Raw genomic sequence first — 21,366 nt, 5'->3', positions numbered from 1 at the left:
GTGGGTTCTGGAAGCCTCAGGCTAGGCGTAAATCGGCTGCCTGATTGCGCAAAAGCCCTGTTAAAGACCGGTCCTACGCAAACATCAGCAGGGCGTTTCGCAAATGTTACGCCCCCGGCAAAAAATGATCACATTCCCCATCGTTACTCCAGCCGTAACGATCCGTCTCGCTGCTTGATTGATGCCTGCCGCTATCGCTCCTAAGGTGGCCCACGACAGCAAAATCGTGGAGCGATCATGACAACAACACCTTCCCCCGACGCACGCTGGACACGTCGTCGCACCGAGAAACAGAGGCGTCTGGAGCAAGTGCGGGCGTTGACCGATGGCGTGGTGCTGCCGACCGACAAGATCGTCGCGGCGCTGGAGGCCTTGCTGGTTTCCGGCGACCGGGTGGTGCTTGAGGGCAATAACCAGAAACAGGCGGATTTTTTGTCCCGCGCGCTGGCCAAGGTCGATCCGGGCAAGGTGCATGACCTGCACATGATCATGCCCAGCGTGGGCCGCGCCGAGCACCTGGACCTTTTCGAGCAAGGCATCGCACGCAAACTGGACTTCTCGTTTGCCGGCACGCAAAGCCTGCGCATCAGCCAGTTGCTGGAAGACGGTCTGCTGGAAATCGGTGCAATTCACACCTACATCGAACTGTATTCGCGGCTGGTGGTGGACCTGATCCCCAATGTGGTGCTGGCCGCAGGCTTCATGGCCGACCGGGCCGGCAACATCTACACCGGCCCGAGCACCGAAGACACCCCCGCGCTGATCGAACCCGCTGCCTTCAGCGACGGTATTGTCATCGTCCAGGTCAATCAACTGGTGGATGACGTCAGCGAGCTGCCACGCGTGGATATCCCGGCCTCGTGGGTCGATTTTGTGGTGGTCGCCGACAAGCCCTTCTACATAGAGCCGCTGTTCACCCGCGACCCGCGCCACATCAAGCCGGTGCACGTACTGATGGCGATGATGGCGATTCGCGGCATCTACGAGAAACACAACGTCCAGTCGCTGAACCACGGCATCGGTTTCAACACCGCCGCCATCGAACTGATTTTGCCGACCTACGGCGAGTCGCTGGGGCTCAAAGGCAAAATCTGTCGCAACTGGACGCTCAACCCGCACCCGACCCTGATCCCGGCCATCGAAAGCGGCTGGGTCGAGAGCGTGCACTGTTTCGGCACCGAACTGGGCATGGAAAATTACATTGCCGCCCGCCCGGACGTGTTCTTCACCGGGCGCGACGGCTCGCTGCGTTCCAACCGGCAACTCTGCCAGTTGGCCGGCCAGTACGCCGTGGACCTGTTCATTGGCGCGACCCTGCAGGTGGATGGCGACGGGCATTCCTCGACCGTCACCCGTGGGCGTCTGGCAGGTTTCGGTGGCGCGCCAAACATGGGCCATGACCCGCGCGGCCGACGTCATGCCACCCCGGCCTGGCTGGACATGCGCCAACAGAACGAAGACGGCCCGGCCGCCTTCCTGGAGCGCGGCAAAAAACTCGTGGTGCAGATGGTCGAGACGTTTCAGGAGGGCGGCAAACCGACCTTCGTCGAAACGCTGGATGCGGTCGAAGTGGCGAAGAAAAGCGGCATGCCGTTGGCACCGATCATGATCTACGGCGACGACGTCACCCATTTGTTGACCGAAGAAGGCATCGCCTACCTCTACAAGGCACGCAGCCTGGAAGAGCGTCAGGCGATGATCGCTGCCGTGGCGGGCGTGACCGTGATCGGCTTGCGCCATAACCCGAAAGACACTGCCCGCATGCGCCGCGAGGGGCTGATCGCACTGCCCGAAGACCTCGGTATCCGGCGCACCGACGCCAGCCGCGAACTGTTGGCCGCCAAGAGCATTGCCGATCTGGTTCAGTGGTCCGGCGGCCTCTACAACCCGCCTGCCAAATTCAGGAGCTGGTGATGAGCGCACTCCAACGGACACCGCAACCCGCTTCGCTGGCCGAACGACTGGCCGATCTGGCCGTCGATGCGTTGATCGACGAAGCCGATCTGTCGCCCAAACCCGCGCTGGTGGACCGCTGCAGCAATGGCGCGCACAGCGATTTGCACTTGGGGCTGATGCATTCTTCGGCGCTGTCGCTGTGGCCGACCTTCAAGTTGATGGCCGACGCCGCTGTGCAATTCCAGGCAGTGGGCGAGCCATTGCGGGAGGCGCTGGGGCTTCTCGGTCGCGAAGGTGAAGCCACGATGCTGCGCACCACATCAGGCGTGAATACCCACCGCGGTGCGATCTGGGCGCTGGGCCTGCTGGTGACCGCCGCAGCGCTGAACTCGCAAGACTGCGGGCCTGAAGCCGTCTGCCAGCGGGCTGCCAGCCTGGCGTTGATCCCGGATCGGCAGGTGCTTGCGCAAAACAGCCACGGCAGTGAAGTGGTGCGTCGCTACGGTGTCATGGGCGCCCGCGAGCAGGCCCAGCAGGGCTTTCCTGCCGTCACTCTGTTTGCCTTGCCGCAATTGCAACGCAGCCGCGCAGCTGGCAGCGGTGAGCAGAATGCCCGGCTGGATGCGCTGTTGGCGATCATGACCACTCTGGCCGACACCTGCGTGCTGCATCGCGCCGGTCTTGAAGGGCTGCAGACCATGCAGACCGGCGCACAGCGCGTGCTGGACGCTGGCGGCAGTGCCAGCCTGGCCGGGCGGCGCGCGCTGAACCAGCTGGATCAGCAACTGCTGGCCCTCAACGCCTCGCCTGGCGGAGCGGCTGATCTGCTCGCCGCCTGCCTGTTTATCGATGGCCTGGAGCCTGCGCTCGGCCCTGTTTCGAGGAGTGCCTGAAATGGAAACCCTGTCTTTTGAATTCCCCGCCGGACAGCCGCCCAAAGGCCGTGCGCTGGTGGGCGTGGTCGGTTCCGGTGATCTGGAGGTACTGCTGGAGCCCGGTCAGCCAGGCAAATTGTCGATTCAGGTGGTGACCTCGGTCAATGGTGCCTCGCTGCGCTGGAAACATCTTTTCGAGCGCATGTTCGATGGCCAGACCCCGCCCGCGCTGAGCATCGACATTCATGACTTCGGCGCAACGCCTGGTGTGGTGCGCCTGCGTCTGGAGCAGGGTTTCGAGGAGATCGGTCATGACTGATAACGCACGTTTGCTAAGCCAGCACAGCTTTATCGAGCTCGGTGCCCGCCAGCGCGCCCGCGCCTTGCTGGATGCCGGCAGCTTTCGGGAATTGCTCGGCCCGTTTGATCGCGTCATGTCGCCCTGGCTGGCTATGCAAGGTGTCGTGCCGCAGGCGGATGACGGCGTGGTGATCGCCAAGGGCACCGTTGACGGCCTGCCGGTAGTGATCGCCGCCATCGAAGGCTCGTTTCAGGGCGGCAGCATGGGCGAAGTGGGCGGCGCGAAAATGGCCGGTGCGCTGGAACTGGCCGCCGAAGACAACCGCAACGGCATCCCCACTGCCGCCATCGTGCTGCTGGAGACTGGTGGCGTGCGTTTGCAGGAAGCCAATCTGGGCCTGGCGGCGATCGCCGAGATTCATGCCGCGATGGTCGATCTGCGTCAGTACCAGCCAGTCATCGGCGTGGTGGCAGGCAGTGTCGGCTGTTTCGGCGGGATGTCCATTGCCGCCGGCTTGTGCAGCTATTTATTGGTGACTCAGGAAGCCCGGCTGGGCCTGAACGGCCCGCAGGTGATCGAGCAGGAAGCGGGCATTGAAGAATACGACTCACGCGACCGGCCCTTTATCTGGAGCCTGACCGGTGGCGAGCAGCGTTTCGCCAGCGATCTGGTCGACGGCTTTGCTGCCGACGATGTGGCCGACATCCGCCAACAGGTCAGCGGCTGGCTCAAGCAGGGTGTGCCGGCAACGCATCGCAGCGGTCAGTACGAGCTGTTCCTGCAACGCCTGGCCAGTCTCGACACCGAGCCACAAATCGATCCGCACAGCGTGCGCACTCTCTATCAAGGAGCCCGGTCATGAGCCATTCACAACGGGGTTTGAACTGGTTCAACGCGTTGAGCGCAGACGCGAGCGAAGTTACCGGTCTACCTGCTTCGCTCAAGGTTGCCGACGGCTTGCTGGGTGAACAGCGGGTGCGTTTTGTGGCGGTGATTGCCGACACCAACAATCGCTTTCCTCGGGCGCGTCAGGGTGAAGTGGGCTTGCTGGAAGGCTGGGGCCTGGCCAAGGCGGTGGACGATGCTATCGAACAGGATCGCGACCGCGCTGAAAAACGTGCGCTGATTGCGATTGTCGATGTGCCGAGCCAGGCGTATGGCCGTCGCGAGGAAGCGCTCGGCATCCATCAGGCGCTGGCCGGCGCGGTGGACAGCTATGCGCGAGCGCGGCTGGCCGGGCATCCGGTGATTGGCCTGTTGGTTGGCAAGGCGATGTCCGGCGCATTCCTGGCTCACGGCTATCAAGCCAACCGGTTGATTGCGCTGCGCGACCCTGGCGTGATGGTGCACGCGATGGGCAAGGCCTCGGCCGCCCGCGTTACCCAGCGCAGTGTCGATGACCTGGAAAAGCTCGCCGCCAGCATTGCGCCAATGGCGTACGACATCGACAGCTACGCCAGCCTCGGCCTGCTGTGGGAAACCCTGTCGGTCAGCCAGATCGAACAGCCCGCTACGGACGACCTGACCCAGGTTCGCCATGTATTAAGCAGCGCGATCAAGGACGTGCAAGCCAACGGTGTCGACCTGAGCAGTCGTCTGGGTGCCAGCAACCGTAAAGCCTCGGCACACGTGCGCCAGTTGTTGCGGGCGCAGTGGTGATCGACAGCGCTTTCGCAGTGCTGCCCCATGATTTGTTGTGGGGCATGCGGCTGTCTGCCTTGCCGGACGATGCGCCGCAATGGGCGGTCGATACGGTGCTGGCCGGGCAGCCGGTGGTGGTGCGTCGCCAGGTTATGCCGGCCGGGCAGGTCGCCGTGGGGTTACGCGGCCGGGGGCGTGAGCAGCGCTATGCCGCGAGGATGTGGCTGACGGATGCCTATCGCCGGGTGACTCCCGAGCAACTGATCGATTGCCCGAGCGAGCACATTCAGGACTGGCCAGCGCTGCGCGCCTTGCGCCAGGTCCGCCCGGTGATGGATGCGCTGGAGCGGGTTTGGGGTGTTGGCGGCAGTGCTGGCTTAGAATTGGCCAGCGGCATTGCCGCGCTGAATCAGGACAGCGATCTGGACCTGATTCTGCGCACGCCGACGCCGTTCAGTCGCCGCTGTGCCGCCGAGTTGGTCGAAGCGCTGGCAACATCGGTCTGCCGGGTCGATGTCCAGTTACAGCTCGATCAAGGCGCCGTCGCGCTGCGCGAATGGGCGCGGCCAGTGGGAAGGGTGCTGCTCAAGACCGCCAGCGGTGCGCGACTGGTGAGTGACCCGTGGCATCTGGCCGAGGTGTGCGCATGAGCAGCCTGTGGGTGTTTCCCGGCCAGGGCGCGCAGCAGGCGGGCATGCTGCATCAGTTGCCGGATGACCCAGTGGTTCGCGATTGCCTGCAAGAAGCCGCTGACGCGCTGGGTGAAGACATCCTGGCGCTGGACACCCCTCAGGCGCTGCACGCGACCCGTGCCGTTCAGCTGTGCCTGCTGATCGCCGGTGTCGCCTGCGCCCGGCTGTTGCAGGCGCGCGGCTGTGTGCCGGATTACGTTGCAGGGCTGTCCATCGGTGCCTATCCGGCAGCTGTCATCTGTGACGCGCTGGCCTTCGACGATGCCGTGCGGCTGGTCGCGCTGCGCGGCGAACTGATGCAGAGCGCCTGGCCCCAAGGTTATGGCATGACCGCTGTCATCGGTCTGGACCAGACCCAGATCGAGGCACTGATCGGCCAGGTACACGGCCCGAGTTCGCCGGTGTTTCTCGCCAATATCAACGCCGATAACCAGATGGTGATTTCGGGTAGCAGCGAGGCCATGCGGCAGGTCGGGCAACTGGCCAAAGCGGCGGGCGCTGCCGCCATCAAGCGCCTCGCAGTCAGCGTGCCCTCGCATTGCGCCTTGCTGCAAGCGCCTGCGCAGCAACTGGCCGAGGCTTTTTCCAGGGTCGAGCTGAAGGCGCCAACGGTGCGCTACCTCAGCGGCAGCACGGCGCGTCCGCTGCTCAGCGCCGAAAAGCTGCGTGACGACCTGGCGTTCAACATGTGCCGGGTCATCGACTGGCGCAGCACCGTGGAAACCGCTTATGAGCGCGGTGTGCGCCTGCACATCGAGCTACCACCCGGCGACGTATTGACCGGCCTGGCGCGCAAGGTGTTTCAGCAAGGAACGGCGCTGGCCTTTCAGGCCGCGCGTCTGGACAGCCTGGTCGCGCTGTCGCGTGAGGAGGGTCGCCGCAGCCCATAGAACCGCCGTGCAGCTGCTACGAAGGACAAAAACAACAACTTCAGCAATGCAAACAGAGGAATAACAACAATGATTATCTACGGTGTTGCACTACTGGCTATCTGCACGCTTGCGGGCGTGATTCTCGGTGACATGCTCGGCGTTCTGCTGGGCGTCAAATCCAATGTGGGCGGGGTCGGGATCGCCATGATCCTGTTGATCTGCGCACGCCTGTGGATGGAGAAAAACGGCGGCATGAGCAAAGACTGTGAAATGGGCGTCGGTTTCTGGGGTGCGCTGTATATCCCGGTGGTGGTCGCGATGGCTGCGCAACAGAATGTCGTCACCGCACTGAAAGGCGGGCCTGTTGCCGTGCTGGCCGCCGTCGGTTCGGTGGTGTTATGTGCCTGCACCATTGCTTTGATAAGCCGTACCAACCGGGGCGAGCCGTTGCCCAAGGAAGAGCCGCTGCCAAGCCCGGTGATCCCTGAAATCACCCCGGCTGGAGGTCGCTGATATGTGGGATCTCATCGAGAAGGGACTGGAACACAACGGCCTGATCACCGCCTTCGCCTTCGTCGGCATCATCATGTGGGTGTCGGTGGTGTTGTCAAAACGGCTGACGTTTGGCCGCGTGCACGGCTCGGCCATCGCGATTGTCATCGGGCTGATTCTGGCCTGGGTCGGCGGCACCTTGACCGGTGGCCAGAAGGGGCTGGCCGATATCACGCTGTTCTCCGGCATCGGCCTGATGGGTGGGGCGATGCTGCGTGACTTCGCCATCGTGGCGACGGCCTTTGAAGTGCAGGCCACCGAAGCCCGCAAGGCCGGGCTGATCGGTGTGATCGCCTTGCTGTTGGGCACGATTCTGCCATTCATCGTCGGTGCGAGCATTGCCTGGATGTTTGGCTATCGCGATGCAATCAGCATGACCACCATCGGCGCAGGCGCGGTGACCTATATCGTCGGCCCGGTGACGGGTGCTGCCTTGGGCGCGACCTCGGACGTCATGGCGCTGTCGATTGCCACCGGCCTGATCAAGGCGATTCTGGTTATGGTCGGCACACCAATGGCTGCGCGCTGGATGGGGCTGGACAACCCGCGCTCGGCGATGGTCTTCGGCGGTCTGGCCGGCACCGTCAGCGGCGTGACTGCCGGGCTGGCGGCGACGGATCGGCGTCTGGTGCCTTATGGCGCGCTGACTGCCACGTTCCACACCGGGCTGGGCTGCTTGCTTGGCCCTTCGGTGTTGTATTTCATCGTGCGCGCTATCGTGGGGTAGACGCTGACGATCAGGTCGCTTGCTCCAGCAGGCGATTTGCATACATCCGGCACTCGGCCAGCAGCGCCAGCAGGTTGGGATCGCGCTCTTTGGATTTGAGAAAGACCACGCCAATGTGCTGCTGCATCCGGTAGCGGCTTTGCAGCGGAATCAAGCGCACGCGGTTTTCATAGACCGCTGCGATGCGCCCTGGCAGCAGCGCATAGCCGACGCCGGAGCTGACCATGCTCAACAGGGTGAAGATGTCATTCACCTGCATCGCCACTTTGGGTTCGAACCCGGCCTGCTGAAAAACCCGTATGCCGTCGCGATGGGTCGCAAAGCCCTGGGTGAGGGTGATAAACGTCGCCTCGCGCAGGTCGCCCAAGTCCACTTCAGCGTGCTCGGCAAAGGGTGAGTCGGTGGGCACGGCGAGGAAGATATCGTCGGAAAACAGCGCCAGATGCTCGCAATCGGGGTCATTGGTGCTCTCGTCCAGCGACACCAGCATGGCATCGACTTCCATGTTCTTGAGCTTGTAGAGCAGGTCGATGTTCGAACCCAGAATCAGGTCGATATTCAGCTCGCTGCGGCGGATCTTCAGGCCCATGATCAACTGCGGCACGGTCTTGACCGTCAGTGAGTACAAGGCCCCGAGCCGGAATCGCGCCGCCGAGAAGCCCGCTGCCTGACGGGTCAGCTCAACCGTTGCGAGCACATCCTGCACCAGCTTCTGCGCACGTTCTTCCAGCACGTAAGCGCTTTCCAGCGGCGTCAGATTACGCCCTTCGTGCTTGAACAGCGGGCAGCGCAGGGCGCTTTCCAGTGAATGAATGGCGCGGTGCACGCTGACGTTGCTGGTCTGCAACTCTTCTGCTGCGCGGGCCAGATTGCCGGTGCGCATGAAGGCCAGGAAGATTTCGAGTTTCTTGAGCGTAAGTTCGTCATCGATCTGCATGTCGTGGCGCTTGTTGTTGGTGTGAACTGATTGTGCCCTGTAATGACAGATACGTTGCTCTTTGTTTCAATAAGCCGGAGCCTCTGCAATCAGGGTTTTCTCTAGACGAGGGCAATAAGCGGATGTATTACGGAGAAAAATTCAACGCCTGGTCGCATTTGGTGGGCACAGTGCTCGCCACCGTCGGCGCGATCTGGTTATTGGTGATGGCCAGCCTGCAGGGTGATGTCTGGAAAGTGGTCAGCATGGCCATTTATGGCGCGTGCCTGGTGACGCTGTACAGCGTCTCGACGGTGTACCACAGCGTCAAAGGCCGCTCGAAATCGATCATGCAGAAGGTCGATCACTTTTCGATCTATCTGATGATTGCTGGCAGCTACACGCCGTTCTGCCTCGTGACACTGCGCGGCGCGTGGGGCTGGACGTTGTTCGGTATCGTCTGGGGGCTGGCGCTGATCGGCATTTTGCAGGAGATAAAACCCCGTTCTGAAGCGCGCATCATGTCCATCGTGATTTATGCGGTGATGGGCTGGATCGTGCTGGTGGCCGTCAAACCGCTGATCGCTGCGCTCGGCCTGGCGGGCTTCATCTGGCTGGCAGGCGGCGGCGTGCTGTACACCGTCGGCATCCTGTTCTTCGCCTACGACCATATCCGCCACTTTCACGGCATCTGGCACCTGTTCGTGATCGGCGGCAGTTTGATGCACTTTGTGGCGATTTGTTTTTATGTGCTGTGAAAGTGGCCAGGTTCAGGCCTCAATGGCTGGGTAAATGCAAATCCTTGTGGGAGCGAGCCGGGCGACGCTTCGCTTGCTCGCGAAGACGATGGTACAAACGCTGTATTTTCATGTTCTGTATCGACCCTTTCGCGAGCAAGCTCGCCCACCCCGCCGGTGTCTGACTCTGAGCGTGCAGCGCGTTTGAGGACGCATCAAACGATCAAAAATCGCCCCACAACTGCTGCGCCACGCTGAGCGCAACCACCGGGGCCGTCTCGGTGCGCAGGACTCTCGGGCCTAAGCGGGCGGCGTGGAAGCCGGCGGTTTGTGCCTGATGGACTTCTGCATCGTTCAAGCCGCCTTCCGGGCCGATCAGAAAGGCCAGACTGGCGGGTTTGGCATGGCTGGTCAGCGGCTCGGCCACCGGGTGCAGCACCAGTTTCAGGTCGGCTTCGGTGAGCTTGATCCAGTCGGCCAGCGGCATCGGTGGGTGAATGACCGGCACCACCGAGCGACCGCATTGCTCGCACGCGCTGATTGCGATCTGCTGCCAATGCGCCTGACGCTTCTCGGCGCGTTCGTCCTTGAGGCGCACTTCGCAGCGCTCGCTGACAATCGGCGTTATCTCGCTGACGCCTAGCTCGGTCGCCTTCTGAATCGCCCAATCCATGCGCTCGCCACGCGACAAGCCCTGACCCAGATGAATGCGCAAGCCTGATTCAACCTGCCCGGCAAAGCATTCAGTCAGTTGCACACGCACGCGTTTCTTGCCGACTTCCAGCAGCGTGCCACGAAACTCCTGGCCTGAGCCATCGAACAGTTGCAGGGCATCGCCCTCGGTCATGCGCAGCACACGGCTGATGTAATGCGCCTGGGCTTCAGGCAGTTCGTGCTCGCCCAGGCTCAGCGGCGTTTCAGTGAAAAAGCGGGACAGTCTCATGGTGTGTCTCGGTTCCGGTGTTTGTTCTGTGATGGCCCTTTCGCGAACAAGCGAAGCGTCGCCCGGTCCGCTCCCACATTAATGCGGCGTTAATGCGGCGTTGCCCGGTCCGCTCGTGGGAGCGGACTTGTCCGCGAAGGCGTCAGTCGCGCCGCCGCAAATTCCAGCCCTAGCCCGGATCCCTGAAATCCGGATGAAAATTCTCCCGCACCGCCACACTGATGCTGCTGCGCGTCGCGATATCAATGCCCTCGGTAGCCACCTCGGCCAGAAAGTCGATCTGCTCCGGCGTAATAACGTAAGGCGGCAGGAAATACACCACGCTGCCCAGCGGCCGCAGCAATGCGCCACGCTCCAGCGCATGCTGAAAGACCTTCATGCCACGGCGTTCCTGCCACGGGTAGGCCGTCTTGGTGGCCTTGTCCTGAACCATCTCGATAGCGATGGCCATGCCGGTCTGGCGCACTTCCGCCACATGCGGGTGATCCACCAGGTGCGCCGTCGCCGTTGCCATGCGTTGCGCCAGCGCCTTGTTGTTCTCGATGACGTTGTCCTGCTCGAAAATATCCAGCGTCGCCAGCGCCGCAGCACAGGCCAGCGGGTTGCCGGTATAGCTGTGCGAATGCAGGAAGGCGCGCAGCGTCGGGTAGTCGTCGTAAAACGCGTCGTACACGTCGTCTGTGGTCACGCAGGCCGCCAGCGGCAGGTAGCCACCGGTCAGCGCCTTGGACAGGCACAGGAAATCCGGACGGATGCCCGCCTGTTCGCAGGCAAACATGGTCCCGGTACGGCCGAAGCCCACGGCGATTTCATCGTGGATCAGGTGCACGCCGTAGCGGTCACAGGCCTCGCGCAGCAGCTTGAGGTAGATCGGGTGATACATGCGCATGCCACCCGCGCCCTGAATCAGCGGCTCCACGATCACTGCCGCAACGCTGGCATGATGCTCGGCCAGAGTCTGTTCCATGGCAGCAAACATGTTGCGCGAATGCTCTTCCCAACTCATGCCGTCGGGGCGGTGATAGCAGTCGGGGCTTGGCACCTTGATGGTGTCGAGCAGCAGCGCCTTGTAGGTTTCAGTGAACAGCGGCACGTCACCGACCGACATCGCCGCCATGGTTTCGCCGTGGTAGCTGTTGGTCAGGGTGACGAAGCGCTTCTTGGCCGGCTGGCCGCGATTGAGCCAATAGTGAAAGCTCATCTTCAACGCGACTTCGATGCACGAAGAACCGTTGTCGGCGTAAAAGCAGCGCGTCAGGCCCTCGGGGGTCAGCTTGACCAGCCGCTCGGACAGTTCGATCACCGGCTGATGGCTGAAACCGGCGAGAATCACATGCTCCAGCTGGTCGACCTGGTCCTTGATGCGCTGGTTAATGCGCGGATTGGCATGGCCGAACACGTTGACCCACCAGGAACTGACAGCGTCCAGATAACGCTTGCCCTCGAAGTCTTCAAGCCATACGCCTTCGCCACGCTTGATCGGTATCAACGGCAGATTTTCGTGGTCTTTCATCTGGGTGCAGGGGTGCCACAGGACCTTGAGGTCACGCTGCATCCACTGGTCATTAAGGCCCATTTGCAATCTCCGGGTAGCGACTCGCTTGATGCGAGGACGAACAATCGCGCAAGCCTATGCAATGCCCGGCTGCGGGACAACCTCTGATGCAGTTTTAACGGCTGATGGACATTGCTGGCGGCTATTTGATGGCTCGCGTATCCTGCGCAGCGAGTCGATCCTTCTGGCTGACTTGCCCAATCTTTCCTACGTTTTTTTCGGAGTTCGCCGAATGCTTTCTGGGTGGCTGCGCGCGTGTGCGCTGATAGTTGCAGGGCTGGTCAGCGTTTCTACGCTCGCCGATGAAAAACAACGCACGGCGATCGTCGTCGGCGGTGGCCTGGCGGGCCTGACCGCTGCCTATGAGCTGCAAGCCAAGGGTTGGCAGGTCACGCTGCTGGAGGCCAAACCTGCGCTGGGTGGTCGCTCCGGTCTGGCCACCAGCGAGTGGATCGGCAATACCAAGGCCCAGCCGGTGCTGAACCGCTACCTGGACAGTTTCAAGCTGGCGACCGTGCCCGCGCCTGAGTTTGTGCGCACGCCCAGCTACCTGATCGACGGCGTTTACTTCACCCAGGCTGATCTGGCGATCAAACAGCCCGCAACCGCTGAAGCCATCAAGCGCTACAACGAGACGTTGGACAATCTGGCGCGCTCCATTGATGACCCGGAAAACCCGGCGGCCAACAGCACATTGTTCGCCCTGGACCAGATCAACGTCGCCAACTGGCTTGACCGCCTGAGCCTGCCGACCACTGCACGTCAGTTGATCAATCAGCAGATTCGTACACGCTACGACGAGCCTTCGCGCCTGTCGCTGCTGTATTTCGCTCAGCAATCGCGGGTTTACCGTTCGGTTGACGAGCGTGATTTGCGCGCCTCGCGCCTGCCCGGTGGCAGCGCGGTGTTGACCCAAGCGTTTGTTAAACAGCTCAAGACCGTCAAGACCAGCTCGCCGGTGACGGCCGTTGTCCAGGAGAAGGACAAGGTCACCGTTCAGGCTGGCGCAACAAGCTACACCGCTGATTACGTGGTCATGGCCGTGCCGCTGCGTTCTCTGGGCAAAATCCAGATGACGCCAGCGCTGGATGCCCAGCACATCGGTGCGATCAAGAGCACCAACTACGGCTGGCGCGACCAGATCATGCTCAAGTTCAAGACCCCGGTCTGGGACAGCAAAGCGCGCATGTCCGGTGAAGTGTTCAGTAACACCGGCCTGGGCATGCTGTGGGTAGAACCGGCCCTCAAGGGTGGTGCCAATGTGGTAATCAACCTGTCTGGCGACAACGCACGCATCATGCAGGCCTTTGGTGACAAGCAGATCGTCGATCAGGTGCTGATCCGCCTGCACGCGTTCTATCCCGAGGCGCGCGGGGCCTACACCGGCTACGAAATCCGCCGTTACAGCGTTGACCCGTCCACGGGCGGTTCCTATCTGGCATTCGGCCCTGGCCAGATCAGCAAGTACTGGCGCTTGTGGGAAAGGCCGATTCTGCGCGTAGCCTTTGCTGGTGAGCACACCGACACCTTGTACCCCGGCACGCTGGAAGGTGCGTTGCGCAGTGGTCAGCGTGCCGCCAGCCAGGTGCAGGATCTGGCGGCTGGCAAATCGTTCGAGCCTGTCAAGGTTGCTCCTCCGAAAGCGCCGGCACCGGCGTCGCAGAAATCCGAAGGCAATTTCTTCAGCAACCTGTTTGGTGGCGGTTCTGCCGACAAACCGGCTGAGCCGACCACGCCGCAGGCCAGCAAGCCAGGCTTCTTCTCGCGCCTGTTTGGCGGTGCCGAAGAGCCAGCTCCAGCACCTGCTCCGGTAGAGAAGGCCCCGGAACCTGCTCCGGCCCCCGCGCCTGTTGCAGCCCCGGTGCCAGTGGTTGCGCCGGTGGTCCAGCCAGCCAAACCGCCGGTAAAAGCAGAGCCGGCGAAAAAGCCTGCAGCCAAGGCTGACGCGGCGAAAAAACCGCAGACCCCGGAAGCCGCGAAGAAAGAAGCGGCCAGGAAGGAAGCGGCAAAGAAAGAAGCCGCGAAAAAAGAAGCCGCAAAAAAAGCTCAGGCCAAACCGGCTCCGGCCAAGGCACCCGCAGACGTCAGCAACTGACCGAGCGCGAGCTGACTGAAAAAGGGACGCGGTTGATACCGCGTCCCTTTTTTTGTGCCTGCCCAATTCGTTCTGGGTATGAGGGGCGACCACATCGAGACGGATCATGCCGTTCATCGGCATCGGGCGGCCGATGGTCATTGCAAAGTGTTACTGACTTTGATTTATCGGGATGCTGTTGTTGCACGGATGGACAGGCGCTGGCTTTGTCGGCGCAATCGGGGCACTGATCGTTGAAATAACCGATCGTATTGTTCGATACATCCGAGCGAAAATTTGCTCTTTCATTCGATAGATAAAAAGCTAGTCTGGTAACACTTCTGACAAGGTATTGGGAATGCAGCTACGTAATTCATCCTCTCGCTACGGTCTGGTCAGCATGGTGCTGCACTGGGGTGTGGCTGCTGTCGTGTTTGGAATGTTCGCGCTGGGGCTGTGGATGGTCGGGCTGGATTACTACGATACGTGGCGCAAGGCCGGCCCTGATCTGCACAAGAGCATCGGCATCACCCTGTTTGCGGTCATGTTGATCCGTGTGGTCTGGCGCTTGCTCAGCCCGCCACCGCCGCCGTTGACCAGCTACAGTAAGTTGACGCGCATCGGTGCTGCGTTCGGCCACTTGTTTCTGTACGTGGCGTTGTTTGCCGTGATGTTCGCCGGTTACCTGATTTCCACTGCCGATGGCGTGGGCATCCCGATATTCGGCTTGTTTGATGTGCCTGCGCTGGTTTCGGGCCTTCCTGAACAAGCGGAAACGGCTGGCTGGATTCACCTTTACCTGGCCTGGGTCATCGTGATTTTTGCGGGGCTTCATGGTCTGGCAGCATTGAAACACCACTTCATCGATCGCGATGTGACCCTCAAGCGTATGCTGGGTCGTCATTGATTGTTCAACCAAAACGGGAATAAAAGCATGTTGAAGAAGTCTCTCGCCGCTCTGGCTCTGGGTACCGCACTGTTGTCTGCTGGCCAGGCCATGGCTGCCGACTACGTTATCGACAAGGAAGGCCAACACGCATTCGTTGACTTCAAGATCAGCCACCTGGGCTACAGCTTCATCCACGGTACATTCAAGGACTGGGACGGCACGTTCAGCTTTGACGCTGCCAAGCCTGAAGCCAGCAAAATCAATGTCGAGCTGAAAACCGCCAGCCTGTTCACCAACCACGCTGAACGCGACAAGCACATCTCCAGCAAAGACTTCCTGGACGTTGCCAAATACCCTGAAGCCAAGTTCGTCTCCACCGCTGTCAAATCGACCGGCGAGAAAACTGCTGATGTGACCGGCGACCTGACCCTGCACGGCGTGACCAAGCCAATCGTGATCAAGGCAACCTTCAACGGCGAAGGCAAGGACCCGTGGGGCGGCTACCGTGCCGGCTTCAACGGTACTTCGACGCTGAACCTGAACGACTTCGGCATCAAAGGCCCTGGCCCGACGTCGCAGACGCTGGACCTGGACATCACCTTCGAAGGCGTACAGAAGAAGTAAGTGCACGCCTGATCGACAAAACGCCGACCTTAGGGTCGGCGTTTTTGTTGGTGCGATGAAACTTCCTGAGATGACTATCGTGCCAATGCTCCGCGTTAGCATGCATTTCGTGACGCTCTGCGTCACAGATCGGCGCTGCGCTACCGTCTCAAGATCGGACGCAGAGCGTCCAAGGCTGCGCTACCACGCGGAGCGTGGGAGCGATGAATAAAGCGCTTTTTTATCACTATGGCACTGACGACGCAGAGTGCGACCTTAGTGACAGGGCGAAGGAACCCGACGAAGTCGGGCCGGAAACAGGAGCGAGGGGGGTTGCCTATTTTGGCCCCATCAAAGTAGGTCGCCGAGGGGCGAAAAAGGGGCTTGAGTCTGGAATATATTTAACTGATATCGCAGAGCCCTTGTGTGACGCAGAGCGCCACAAAGAGGACGCAGAGCGTCCAGAACTGCGCTACCACGCGGAGCGTGGGAGCGATGATCAACATCCTCCAGGCCCACAAATAAAAACGCCCCGAACAGGTCGGGGCGTTTTTTGTTGCCGGGCTATCAGCTGTCGCGGTTGCGGGTCAGCAGGGCCGGTTTTTCACCGCGTGGGCGTGCTGGCAACTGGTCCAGTTGCTCGGCAGACGGGAAGCGGTCGATCTTTGACTCTTTGTGCACGATCTTTGGCTGAGGCTGGCCGTCGCGCGGCAAGGGTTGATCTTCGCGTGCCGGACGACGACCGCGCGGCTGGCTGTCGCGCGAGCGCGGCGCCGAAGAACCCGAACCATTGCGCTTCGGTGCACCCGTACCAGAACCGGTACGTGGCGCGCCACCCGCAGGGCGGCCCGGATTGGCCGGACGTGCAGCGCCGCCAGCAGCCGGTGCAGCGCCAGGCGCAGCAGCAGGGCGACGGCCACGGTTCTGGCCTTTGCCCTGATAAGGGCTTACATAGTCAGCACGATTGCCGAAGTTATCGACTTCGTCATCGCGAAACTCGTCCGGGGCACGATCTGATGCCTGACGCGGTGTGGAAGGCTGCACTGCACGCTGTTCGCTACGAGGCGTGCCCTCACGGGGCTTTTTTTCGCGTGGCGGTCGGGCAGGGCGTTCGCCTGTGGCAGCTGCAGCGGCAGGTTTGTCCTTGCCTTTATCCTTGCCCTTGTCGCGACGACCGCCGTTGTTCTTGTCGCCATCGGCACGCGCAGGGCGTGCGCCGCGCGAGTTGCGAACATCGGGACGCTCACGCACTTCAGGCTTCTCGGCCTCGACTGCAGTGATGTCGAAGCCCATCAGATCGCCGTCGGCAATCTTCTGTTTGGTCATGCGCTCGATACTTTTGAGCAGCTTCTCTTCGTCCGGTGCAACCAGCGAGATCGCTTCGCCGGAACGACCTGCACGGCCGGTACGACCGATACGGTGCACGTAGTCTTCATCAACGTTAGGCAGCTCGAAGTTGACGACATGCGGCAACTGATCGATATCCAGACCGCGCGCAGCGATATCGGTAGCCACCATAATGCGCACATCACCGGCCTTGAAGTCGGCCAGCGCCTTGGTACGTGCGTTCTGGCTCTTGTTGCCGTGGATCGCCACCGCCGCAAGGCCGTGTTTGTCCAGGTACTCGGCCAGACGGTTGGCACCGTGCTTGGTACGCGTGAACACCAGCACCTGTTCCCAGGCGCCCACGGTAATCAGATGCGCCAGCAGCGAACGCTTGTGGTTGGCAGCCAGGCGGAAAACCCGTTGCTCGATACGCTCGACCGTGGTGTTCGGCGGCGTGACTTCGATGCGCTCCGGGTTGTGCAGCAGCTTGCCAGCCAAGGACGTGATGTCATTGGAGAAGGTCGCCGAGAACAGCAGGTTCTGACGTTTGGCTGGCAAACGCGCCAGGACCTTTTTGACGTCATGGACGAAGCCCATATCGAGCATCCGGTCTGCTTCATCGAGCACCAGGATTTCGACGTGGGACAGATCGACGCTGCCTTGACCGGCCAGATCGAGCAGGCGGCCAGGGCAGGCCACCAGTACGTCTACACCACGGGACATGGCCTGAACCTGTGGGTTCATGCCGACGCCGCCGAAGATGCAGGCGCTGACGAACTTGAGGTCGCGGGCATAGAGCTTGAAGCTCTCGTGCACTTGCGCGGCCAGTTCGCGAGTCGGGGTCAGGACCAGTACGCGGGGTTGGCGCGGGCCGTGACGCTGGGATTTGTCCGGAACACCATTGGGAAACAGCCGCTCCAGAATAGGGAGGGCGAAACCACCGGTTTTACCCGTACCGGTCTGTGCCGCAACCATCAGGTCGCGACCTTGCAACACGGCGGGGATGGCCCGCTGTTGCACTGGGGTAGGCTGGGTGTAGCCCGCTGCCTCGATGGCGCGGACTAAAGCCTCGGAGAGACCGAGGGAAGCAAAGGACATGAGTAATCCTGTTCTGTTGGAGCTTAAGCTCAAGGGATGTCTTGCCTGGCGCGAATGGCGTGTAAAGACAACGCGATCCCGTCCGGTCCTGCCGGGTCTTCAGTGCATCTCGTGACGTCTGCGCTTGATGAAAAGTGCGCTGATGGCGTGAACGAGTGACGATTGCAAGACCGAGCGTCCGGGCGTAAGCCTGGCGGGAAGGCTGGAGTATAACAGAGCGAGCGCAATACGCTGCTTTCATGCTGCCCAACGGTGTATCAGGCCGCGATCTGCGACGAAGTGCCCGACAGATCGCGGCTTTACAGCGTTGTCAGCGTGGCAATTGCAGGTTGTTCCACACCGCCAGGCTCGGTTCTGCCTGGTTCAGCGTGTAGAAGTGCAAGCCCGGGGCGCCACCTTCCAGCAGGCGTTCACACATCTGCGTGATGACGTCTTCGCCAAACGCCTGAATGCTCTGCACATCATCGCCATAGGCTTCCAGCTGCTTGCGGATCCAGCGCGGGATTTCCGCACCGCAGGCATCGGAGAAGCGCGCCAGCTTGCTGTAGTTGGTGATCGGCATGATGCCCGGCACGATCGGAATGCTCACGCCCATCTTCTCGACGCGCTCGACAAAGTTGAAGTAGCTGTCGGCGTTGAAGAAGTACTGGGTGATCGCGCTGTCGGCACCGGCGTTGGCCTTGGTGACGAAGTGCTTGAGGTCATCCTCGAAATTGCGCGCCTGTGGGTGCATTTCCGGGTAGGCGGCGACTTCGATGTGGAAGTGGCTGCCGGTTTCTTCACGGATGAATGCCACCAGGTCATTGGCGTGACGCAGCTCACCGCTGGCCATGCCCATGCCGGAAGGCAGGTCGCCGCGCAGGGCCACGATGCGTTTGATACCCGCATCCTTGTACTGGGCCAGCAGGCTGCGCAAGTCTTCCTTGCTGTCGCCAACGCACGACAAATGCGGCGCGGCGGGCACTTTTACTTCGTTCTCCAACTGCAGCACGGTATTAAGCGTGCGGTCGCGGGTAGAACCACCGGCACCGTAAGTGCAGGAGAAAAAATCGGGGTTGTACGTAGCGAGCTGACGAGCAACGGTCAGCAGCTTTTCATGTCCAGCGTCGGTCTTGGTAGGAAAGAACTCGAAGCTGAAGCGGCGTTCTTGGCTCATGGAGGCCGATCTCGATATAGAAACGAACACATACTTTGTGGGAGCGGACCGGGCGACGTTTCGTTTGTCCGCGAAGGCTTTGCTTTAGACGCTACATCTCGGTTGAATCTACAGGGCCCTTCGCGGACAAGTCCGCTCCCACAAGTGACTGCCAACTGGGAGAGTGAGAGGCGTCAGGAACGCCGCGCACTCTTCACAGAGGATCAATCAATAGCGATAAGCGTGCGGCTTGAACGGACCTTCGACAGTCACGCCGATGTAGTCGGCCTGGGTCTTGGTCAGTTTGGTCACAACACCGCCGAAACCGCGGACCATTTCCAGGGCCACTTCTTCGTCGAGTTTCTTCGGCAGTACTTCAACGGTCAGACGCTCGGCTTTCTTGGCAGGTGCCAGGTCAGCGTACTTCTGATCGAACAGGAAGATCTGCGCCAGAACCTGGTTGGCGAACGAGCCGTCCATGATGCGGCTTGGGTGGCCAGTGGCGTTGCCCAGGTTGACCAGACGGCCTTCGGCCAGCAGGATCAGGTAGTCGTCATTCTGTGCGTCGAACGCGCCAGCACCGGTGCGGTGAATCTTGTGCACTTGTGGCTTCACTTCTTCCCATGCCCAGTTCTTGCGCATGAAAGCGGTGTCGATTTCGTTGTCGAAGTGACCGATGTTGCACACGACAGCGCGTTTTTTCAGCGCTTTGAGCATGTTCGAATCACAGACATTGACGTTACCGGTGGTGGTCACGATCAGGTCGATCTTGCCCAACAGCGCTTTGTCGATGCTCGCTTCGGTGCCGTCGTTTTCGCCGTCGATGAACGGGGAAACCAGCTCGAAACCGTCCATGCAGGCCTGCATGGCGCAGATCGGGTCGACTTCGGTCACTTTGACGATCATGCCTTCCTGACGCAGCGACTGGGCCGAGCCCTTGCCCACGTCACCGTAGCCGATCACCAGTGCCTGCTTGCCGGACAGCAAGTGGTCGGTGCCGCGCTTGATGGCGTCGTTCAGGCTGTGACGGCAGCCGTACTTGTTGTCGTTCTTGCTCTTGGTCACCGAGTCATTGACGTTGATGGCCGGGATTTTCAGCTCGCCTTTGGCCAGCATGTCCAGCAGGCGGTGAACGCCGGTGGTGGTTTCTTCGGTAACGCCGTGGATCTTGTCCAGCATCGCCGGGTATTTCTTGTGGATGATCTCGGTCAGGTCGCCGCCGTCGTCGAGGATCATGTTGGCGTCCCACGGCTGGCCATCCTTGAGGATGGTCTGCTCGATGCACCACTCGTATTCTTCTTCGGTTTCGCCTTTCCAGGCATACACGGCAATACCGGCAGCGGCGATGGCAGCAGCGGCCTGGTCCTGCGTGGAGAAGATGTTGCACGACGACCAGCGTACTTCGGCACCCAGGGCAACCAGGGTTTCGATCAGCACGGCGGTCTGAATGGTCATGTGGATGCAGCCGAGGATTTTCGCGCCTTTGAGCGGCTGCTCACCGGCGTACTTGCGGCGCAGACCCATCAGGGCAGGCATTTCGGATTCGGCGATGATGGTTTCGCGACGACCCCAGGCAGCCAGGGAAATGTCGGCAACCTTGAAGTCAATAAAATCGGCAGGCGTGATTACAGCACTCATTGAGAGTCTCCATTCCATAAATATGCGAATGGGCGCCGTTGTGCGTTTAAGGCTTGCCGGTTGTGATCAACCTGACAAACAACGCCCCATCCGAGCCTGACAGGGTAAACCTGCTGCAGCGCCCCTCGGACAGGTGGCGGGAACGGTATCAAGCGTAGATGACCGTTTTGAAACGTTGGGCAGTATAGCTGCGCTCGCGATTCTTCCCAAGGCTTTCTGTCGGGTAACTGGCCACTCTATTGCCATCCGGTTGTAATCGGGTGCATGCACAATTGCAATGACGCAGGCATGGGCGTTGGCCGCCGGCTCTGCCATCATGCTGTTCTCTATCGGCCAGACGCTCAGGAGTGCACATGAATTTCCACACCCGCAAATGGGTCAAGCCCGAAGACCTCAACCCCAACGGCACGTTGTTCGGCGGCAGCCTGCTGCGCTGGATCGATGAAGAGGCGGCGATCTACGCGATTGTCCAGTTGGGCAATCAGCGCGTGGTGACCAAGTACATTTCCGAGATCAACTTCGTCAGCGCTTCGCGCCAGGGTGACATCATCGAGTTGGGGATTACCGCCACCGAGTTCGGTCGCACCTCGATCACCCTCAAATGCCAGGTGCGCAACAAGATCACCCGCAAGAGCATCCTGACGGTCGAGAAGATTGTCTTCGTCAACCTCGACGAAGACGGCCAGCCCGCCCCGCACGGCCGGACTGAAATCCGCTACATCAAGGACCAGTTCGACGTAGAGGACTGATGTTTCCAATCTCTTAAAGCCGGGCGCAGAGCATGGGTACGATAGTTGAGATTATCGTTCCTCACGCTCCAGCGTGGGAATGCCTTGGGTGACGCTCCGCGTCACAAATCTGCGCCGCACTACACAGTCAGGATCGGACGCAGAGCG

The 21,366-nt window shown here is 61.0% G+C and carries 20 protein-coding genes and 1 riboswitch; of the genes, 14 read left to right on the top strand and 6 right to left on the bottom strand.

The genetic code is table 11. The features are described 5' to 3' along the window. Nucleotides 1-237: 237 nt before the first annotated feature. The 9 genes from mdcA (at nt 238) to madM (ending at nt 7,556) form a co-directional block, all read left to right on the top strand. A complete protein-coding gene (gene mdcA, locus DW49_RS0102745) occupies nt 238-1,914 on the top strand; it encodes a malonate decarboxylase subunit alpha (protein ID WP_005621134.1) in 1,677 nt (558 codons plus the stop codon). Next, the gene (locus tag DW49_RS0102740; protein ID WP_005621132.1) at nt 1,914-2,789 is read left to right on the top strand and encodes a triphosphoribosyl-dephospho-CoA synthase; all 876 of its coding nucleotides are present in this window, start codon (nt 1,914-1,916) and stop codon (nt 2,787-2,789) included. Before mdcA ends, DW49_RS0102740 begins: the two co-directional genes overlap by 1 nt. Nucleotide 2,790: 1 nt before the next feature. After that, nucleotides 2,791-3,090 carry a malonate decarboxylase subunit delta gene (locus DW49_RS0102735; protein ID WP_003378783.1) on the top strand — a complete coding sequence of 100 codons (300 nt, stop codon included), beginning with the start codon at nt 2,791-2,793 and terminating at the stop codon, nt 3,088-3,090. Beyond that, nucleotides 3,083-3,934, top strand: a complete 852-nt coding sequence (locus DW49_RS0102730) for a biotin-independent malonate decarboxylase subunit beta (protein WP_005621129.1) — start codon at nt 3,083-3,085, stop codon at nt 3,932-3,934. Before DW49_RS0102735 ends, DW49_RS0102730 begins: the two co-directional genes overlap by 8 nt. Next, nucleotides 3,931-4,731 (top strand): biotin-independent malonate decarboxylase subunit gamma, encoded by an 801-nt coding sequence (gene mdcE / locus DW49_RS0102725; protein WP_005621127.1) that lies wholly within the window; start codon nt 3,931-3,933, stop codon nt 4,729-4,731. The genes DW49_RS0102730 and mdcE overlap by 4 nt, the downstream gene beginning before the upstream one ends. After that, complete coding sequence (locus DW49_RS0102720) at nt 4,725-5,363, top strand: malonate decarboxylase holo-ACP synthase (RefSeq protein WP_024419716.1); 639 nt, start codon at nt 4,725-4,727, stop codon at nt 5,361-5,363. Before mdcE ends, DW49_RS0102720 begins: the two co-directional genes overlap by 7 nt. Continuing rightward, entirely contained in the window at nt 5,360-6,295 is a 936-nt protein-coding gene (gene mdcH, locus DW49_RS0102715; protein WP_005621123.1) for a malonate decarboxylase subunit epsilon, read from the top strand. Before DW49_RS0102720 ends, mdcH begins: the two co-directional genes overlap by 4 nt. A gap of 69 nt (nt 6,296-6,364) precedes the next feature. After that, nucleotides 6,365-6,790: a malonate transporter subunit MadL gene (madL, locus tag DW49_RS0102710; RefSeq protein WP_005621121.1), complete on the top strand. Its 426-nt coding sequence runs from the start codon at nt 6,365-6,367 to the stop codon at nt 6,788-6,790. A gap of 1 nt (nt 6,791) precedes the next feature. Continuing rightward, nucleotides 6,792-7,556, top strand: coding sequence for a malonate transporter subunit MadM (madM, locus tag DW49_RS0102705; protein ID WP_003378771.1), 765 nt, complete (start codon nt 6,792-6,794; stop codon nt 7,554-7,556). 10 nt (nt 7,557-7,566) lie between these two features. On the opposite strand, the gene DW49_RS0102700 is transcribed toward madM, so the two are convergent. After that, entirely contained in the window at nt 7,567-8,493 is a 927-nt protein-coding gene (locus tag DW49_RS0102700) for a LysR family transcriptional regulator (protein WP_005621116.1), read from the bottom strand. A 122-nt stretch (nt 8,494-8,615) separates the two neighbouring features. On the opposite strand from DW49_RS0102700, the gene trhA reads away from it, so the two are divergent. Then, nucleotides 8,616-9,230: a PAQR family membrane homeostasis protein TrhA gene (trhA, locus tag DW49_RS0102695; RefSeq protein ID WP_005621113.1), complete on the top strand. Its 615-nt coding sequence runs from the start codon at nt 8,616-8,618 to the stop codon at nt 9,228-9,230. Between the two features lie 202 nt (nt 9,231-9,432). Here the strand turns inward: trhA and DW49_RS0102690 are convergent, their stop codons facing one another. Together DW49_RS0102690 and DW49_RS0102685 are read right to left on the bottom strand one after the other, a co-directional pair. Beyond that, nucleotides 9,433-10,152, bottom strand: a complete 720-nt coding sequence (locus tag DW49_RS0102690) for a 16S rRNA (uracil(1498)-N(3))-methyltransferase (protein ID WP_005621110.1) — start codon at nt 10,150-10,152, stop codon at nt 9,433-9,435. Nucleotides 10,153-10,321: 169 nt separating this feature from the next. Further along, a complete protein-coding gene (locus DW49_RS0102685) occupies nt 10,322-11,728 on the bottom strand; it encodes an adenosylmethionine--8-amino-7-oxononanoate transaminase (RefSeq protein WP_003378763.1) in 1,407 nt (468 codons plus the stop codon). Between the two features lie 211 nt (nt 11,729-11,939). Between DW49_RS0102685 and DW49_RS0102680 the strand changes: the two genes are divergently transcribed. From DW49_RS0102680 to DW49_RS0102670, 3 genes are all read left to right on the top strand, one after another. Further along, nucleotides 11,940-13,802, top strand: a complete 1,863-nt coding sequence (locus DW49_RS0102680; RefSeq protein ID WP_005621106.1) for a flavin monoamine oxidase family protein — start codon at nt 11,940-11,942, stop codon at nt 13,800-13,802. Between the two features lie 337 nt (nt 13,803-14,139). Then, on the top strand, nt 14,140-14,688 hold the full coding sequence (locus tag DW49_RS0102675; RefSeq protein WP_003378760.1) for a cytochrome b: 549 nt from the start codon (nt 14,140-14,142) through the stop codon (nt 14,686-14,688). A gap of 27 nt (nt 14,689-14,715) precedes the next feature. Beyond that, nucleotides 14,716-15,294, top strand: a complete 579-nt coding sequence (locus DW49_RS0102670; protein ID WP_003378759.1) for a YceI family protein — start codon at nt 14,716-14,718, stop codon at nt 15,292-15,294. A 546-nt stretch (nt 15,295-15,840) separates the two neighbouring features. Here DW49_RS0102670 and DW49_RS0102665 read toward each other — a convergent pair. From DW49_RS0102665 to ahcY, 3 genes are all read right to left on the bottom strand, one after another. Next, on the bottom strand, nt 15,841-17,697 hold the full coding sequence (locus DW49_RS0102665; RefSeq protein WP_024420933.1) for an RNA helicase RhlE2: 1,857 nt from the start codon (nt 17,695-17,697) through the stop codon (nt 15,841-15,843). A gap of 310 nt (nt 17,698-18,007) precedes the next feature. Then, nucleotides 18,008-18,853 carry a methylenetetrahydrofolate reductase [NAD(P)H] gene (metF, locus tag DW49_RS0102660; RefSeq protein ID WP_005621101.1) on the bottom strand — a complete coding sequence of 282 codons (846 nt, stop codon included), beginning with the start codon at nt 18,851-18,853 and terminating at the stop codon, nt 18,008-18,010. Between the two features lie 207 nt (nt 18,854-19,060). Then, complete coding sequence (ahcY, locus tag DW49_RS0102650) at nt 19,061-20,470, bottom strand: adenosylhomocysteinase (RefSeq protein ID WP_005621099.1); 1,410 nt, start codon at nt 20,468-20,470, stop codon at nt 19,061-19,063. Nucleotides 20,471-20,493: 23 nt separating this feature from the next. Beyond that, nucleotides 20,494-20,603, bottom strand: a riboswitch (S-adenosyl-L-homocysteine riboswitch). 220 nt (nt 20,604-20,823) lie between these two features. Between ahcY and DW49_RS0102645 the strand changes: the two genes are divergently transcribed. Further along, nucleotides 20,824-21,219 (top strand): acyl-CoA thioesterase, encoded by a 396-nt coding sequence (locus tag DW49_RS0102645; protein ID WP_002551711.1) that lies wholly within the window; start codon nt 20,824-20,826, stop codon nt 21,217-21,219. The last annotated feature ends 147 nt before the right edge of the window (nt 21,220-21,366 follow it).

This window comes from Pseudomonas avellanae BPIC 631, from assembly GCF_000444135.1.
Classification (GTDB): Bacteria; Pseudomonadota; Gammaproteobacteria; order Pseudomonadales; family Pseudomonadaceae; genus Aquipseudomonas; species Aquipseudomonas avellanae.
This window is presented reverse-complemented; position numbering and strand designations above follow the sequence as displayed.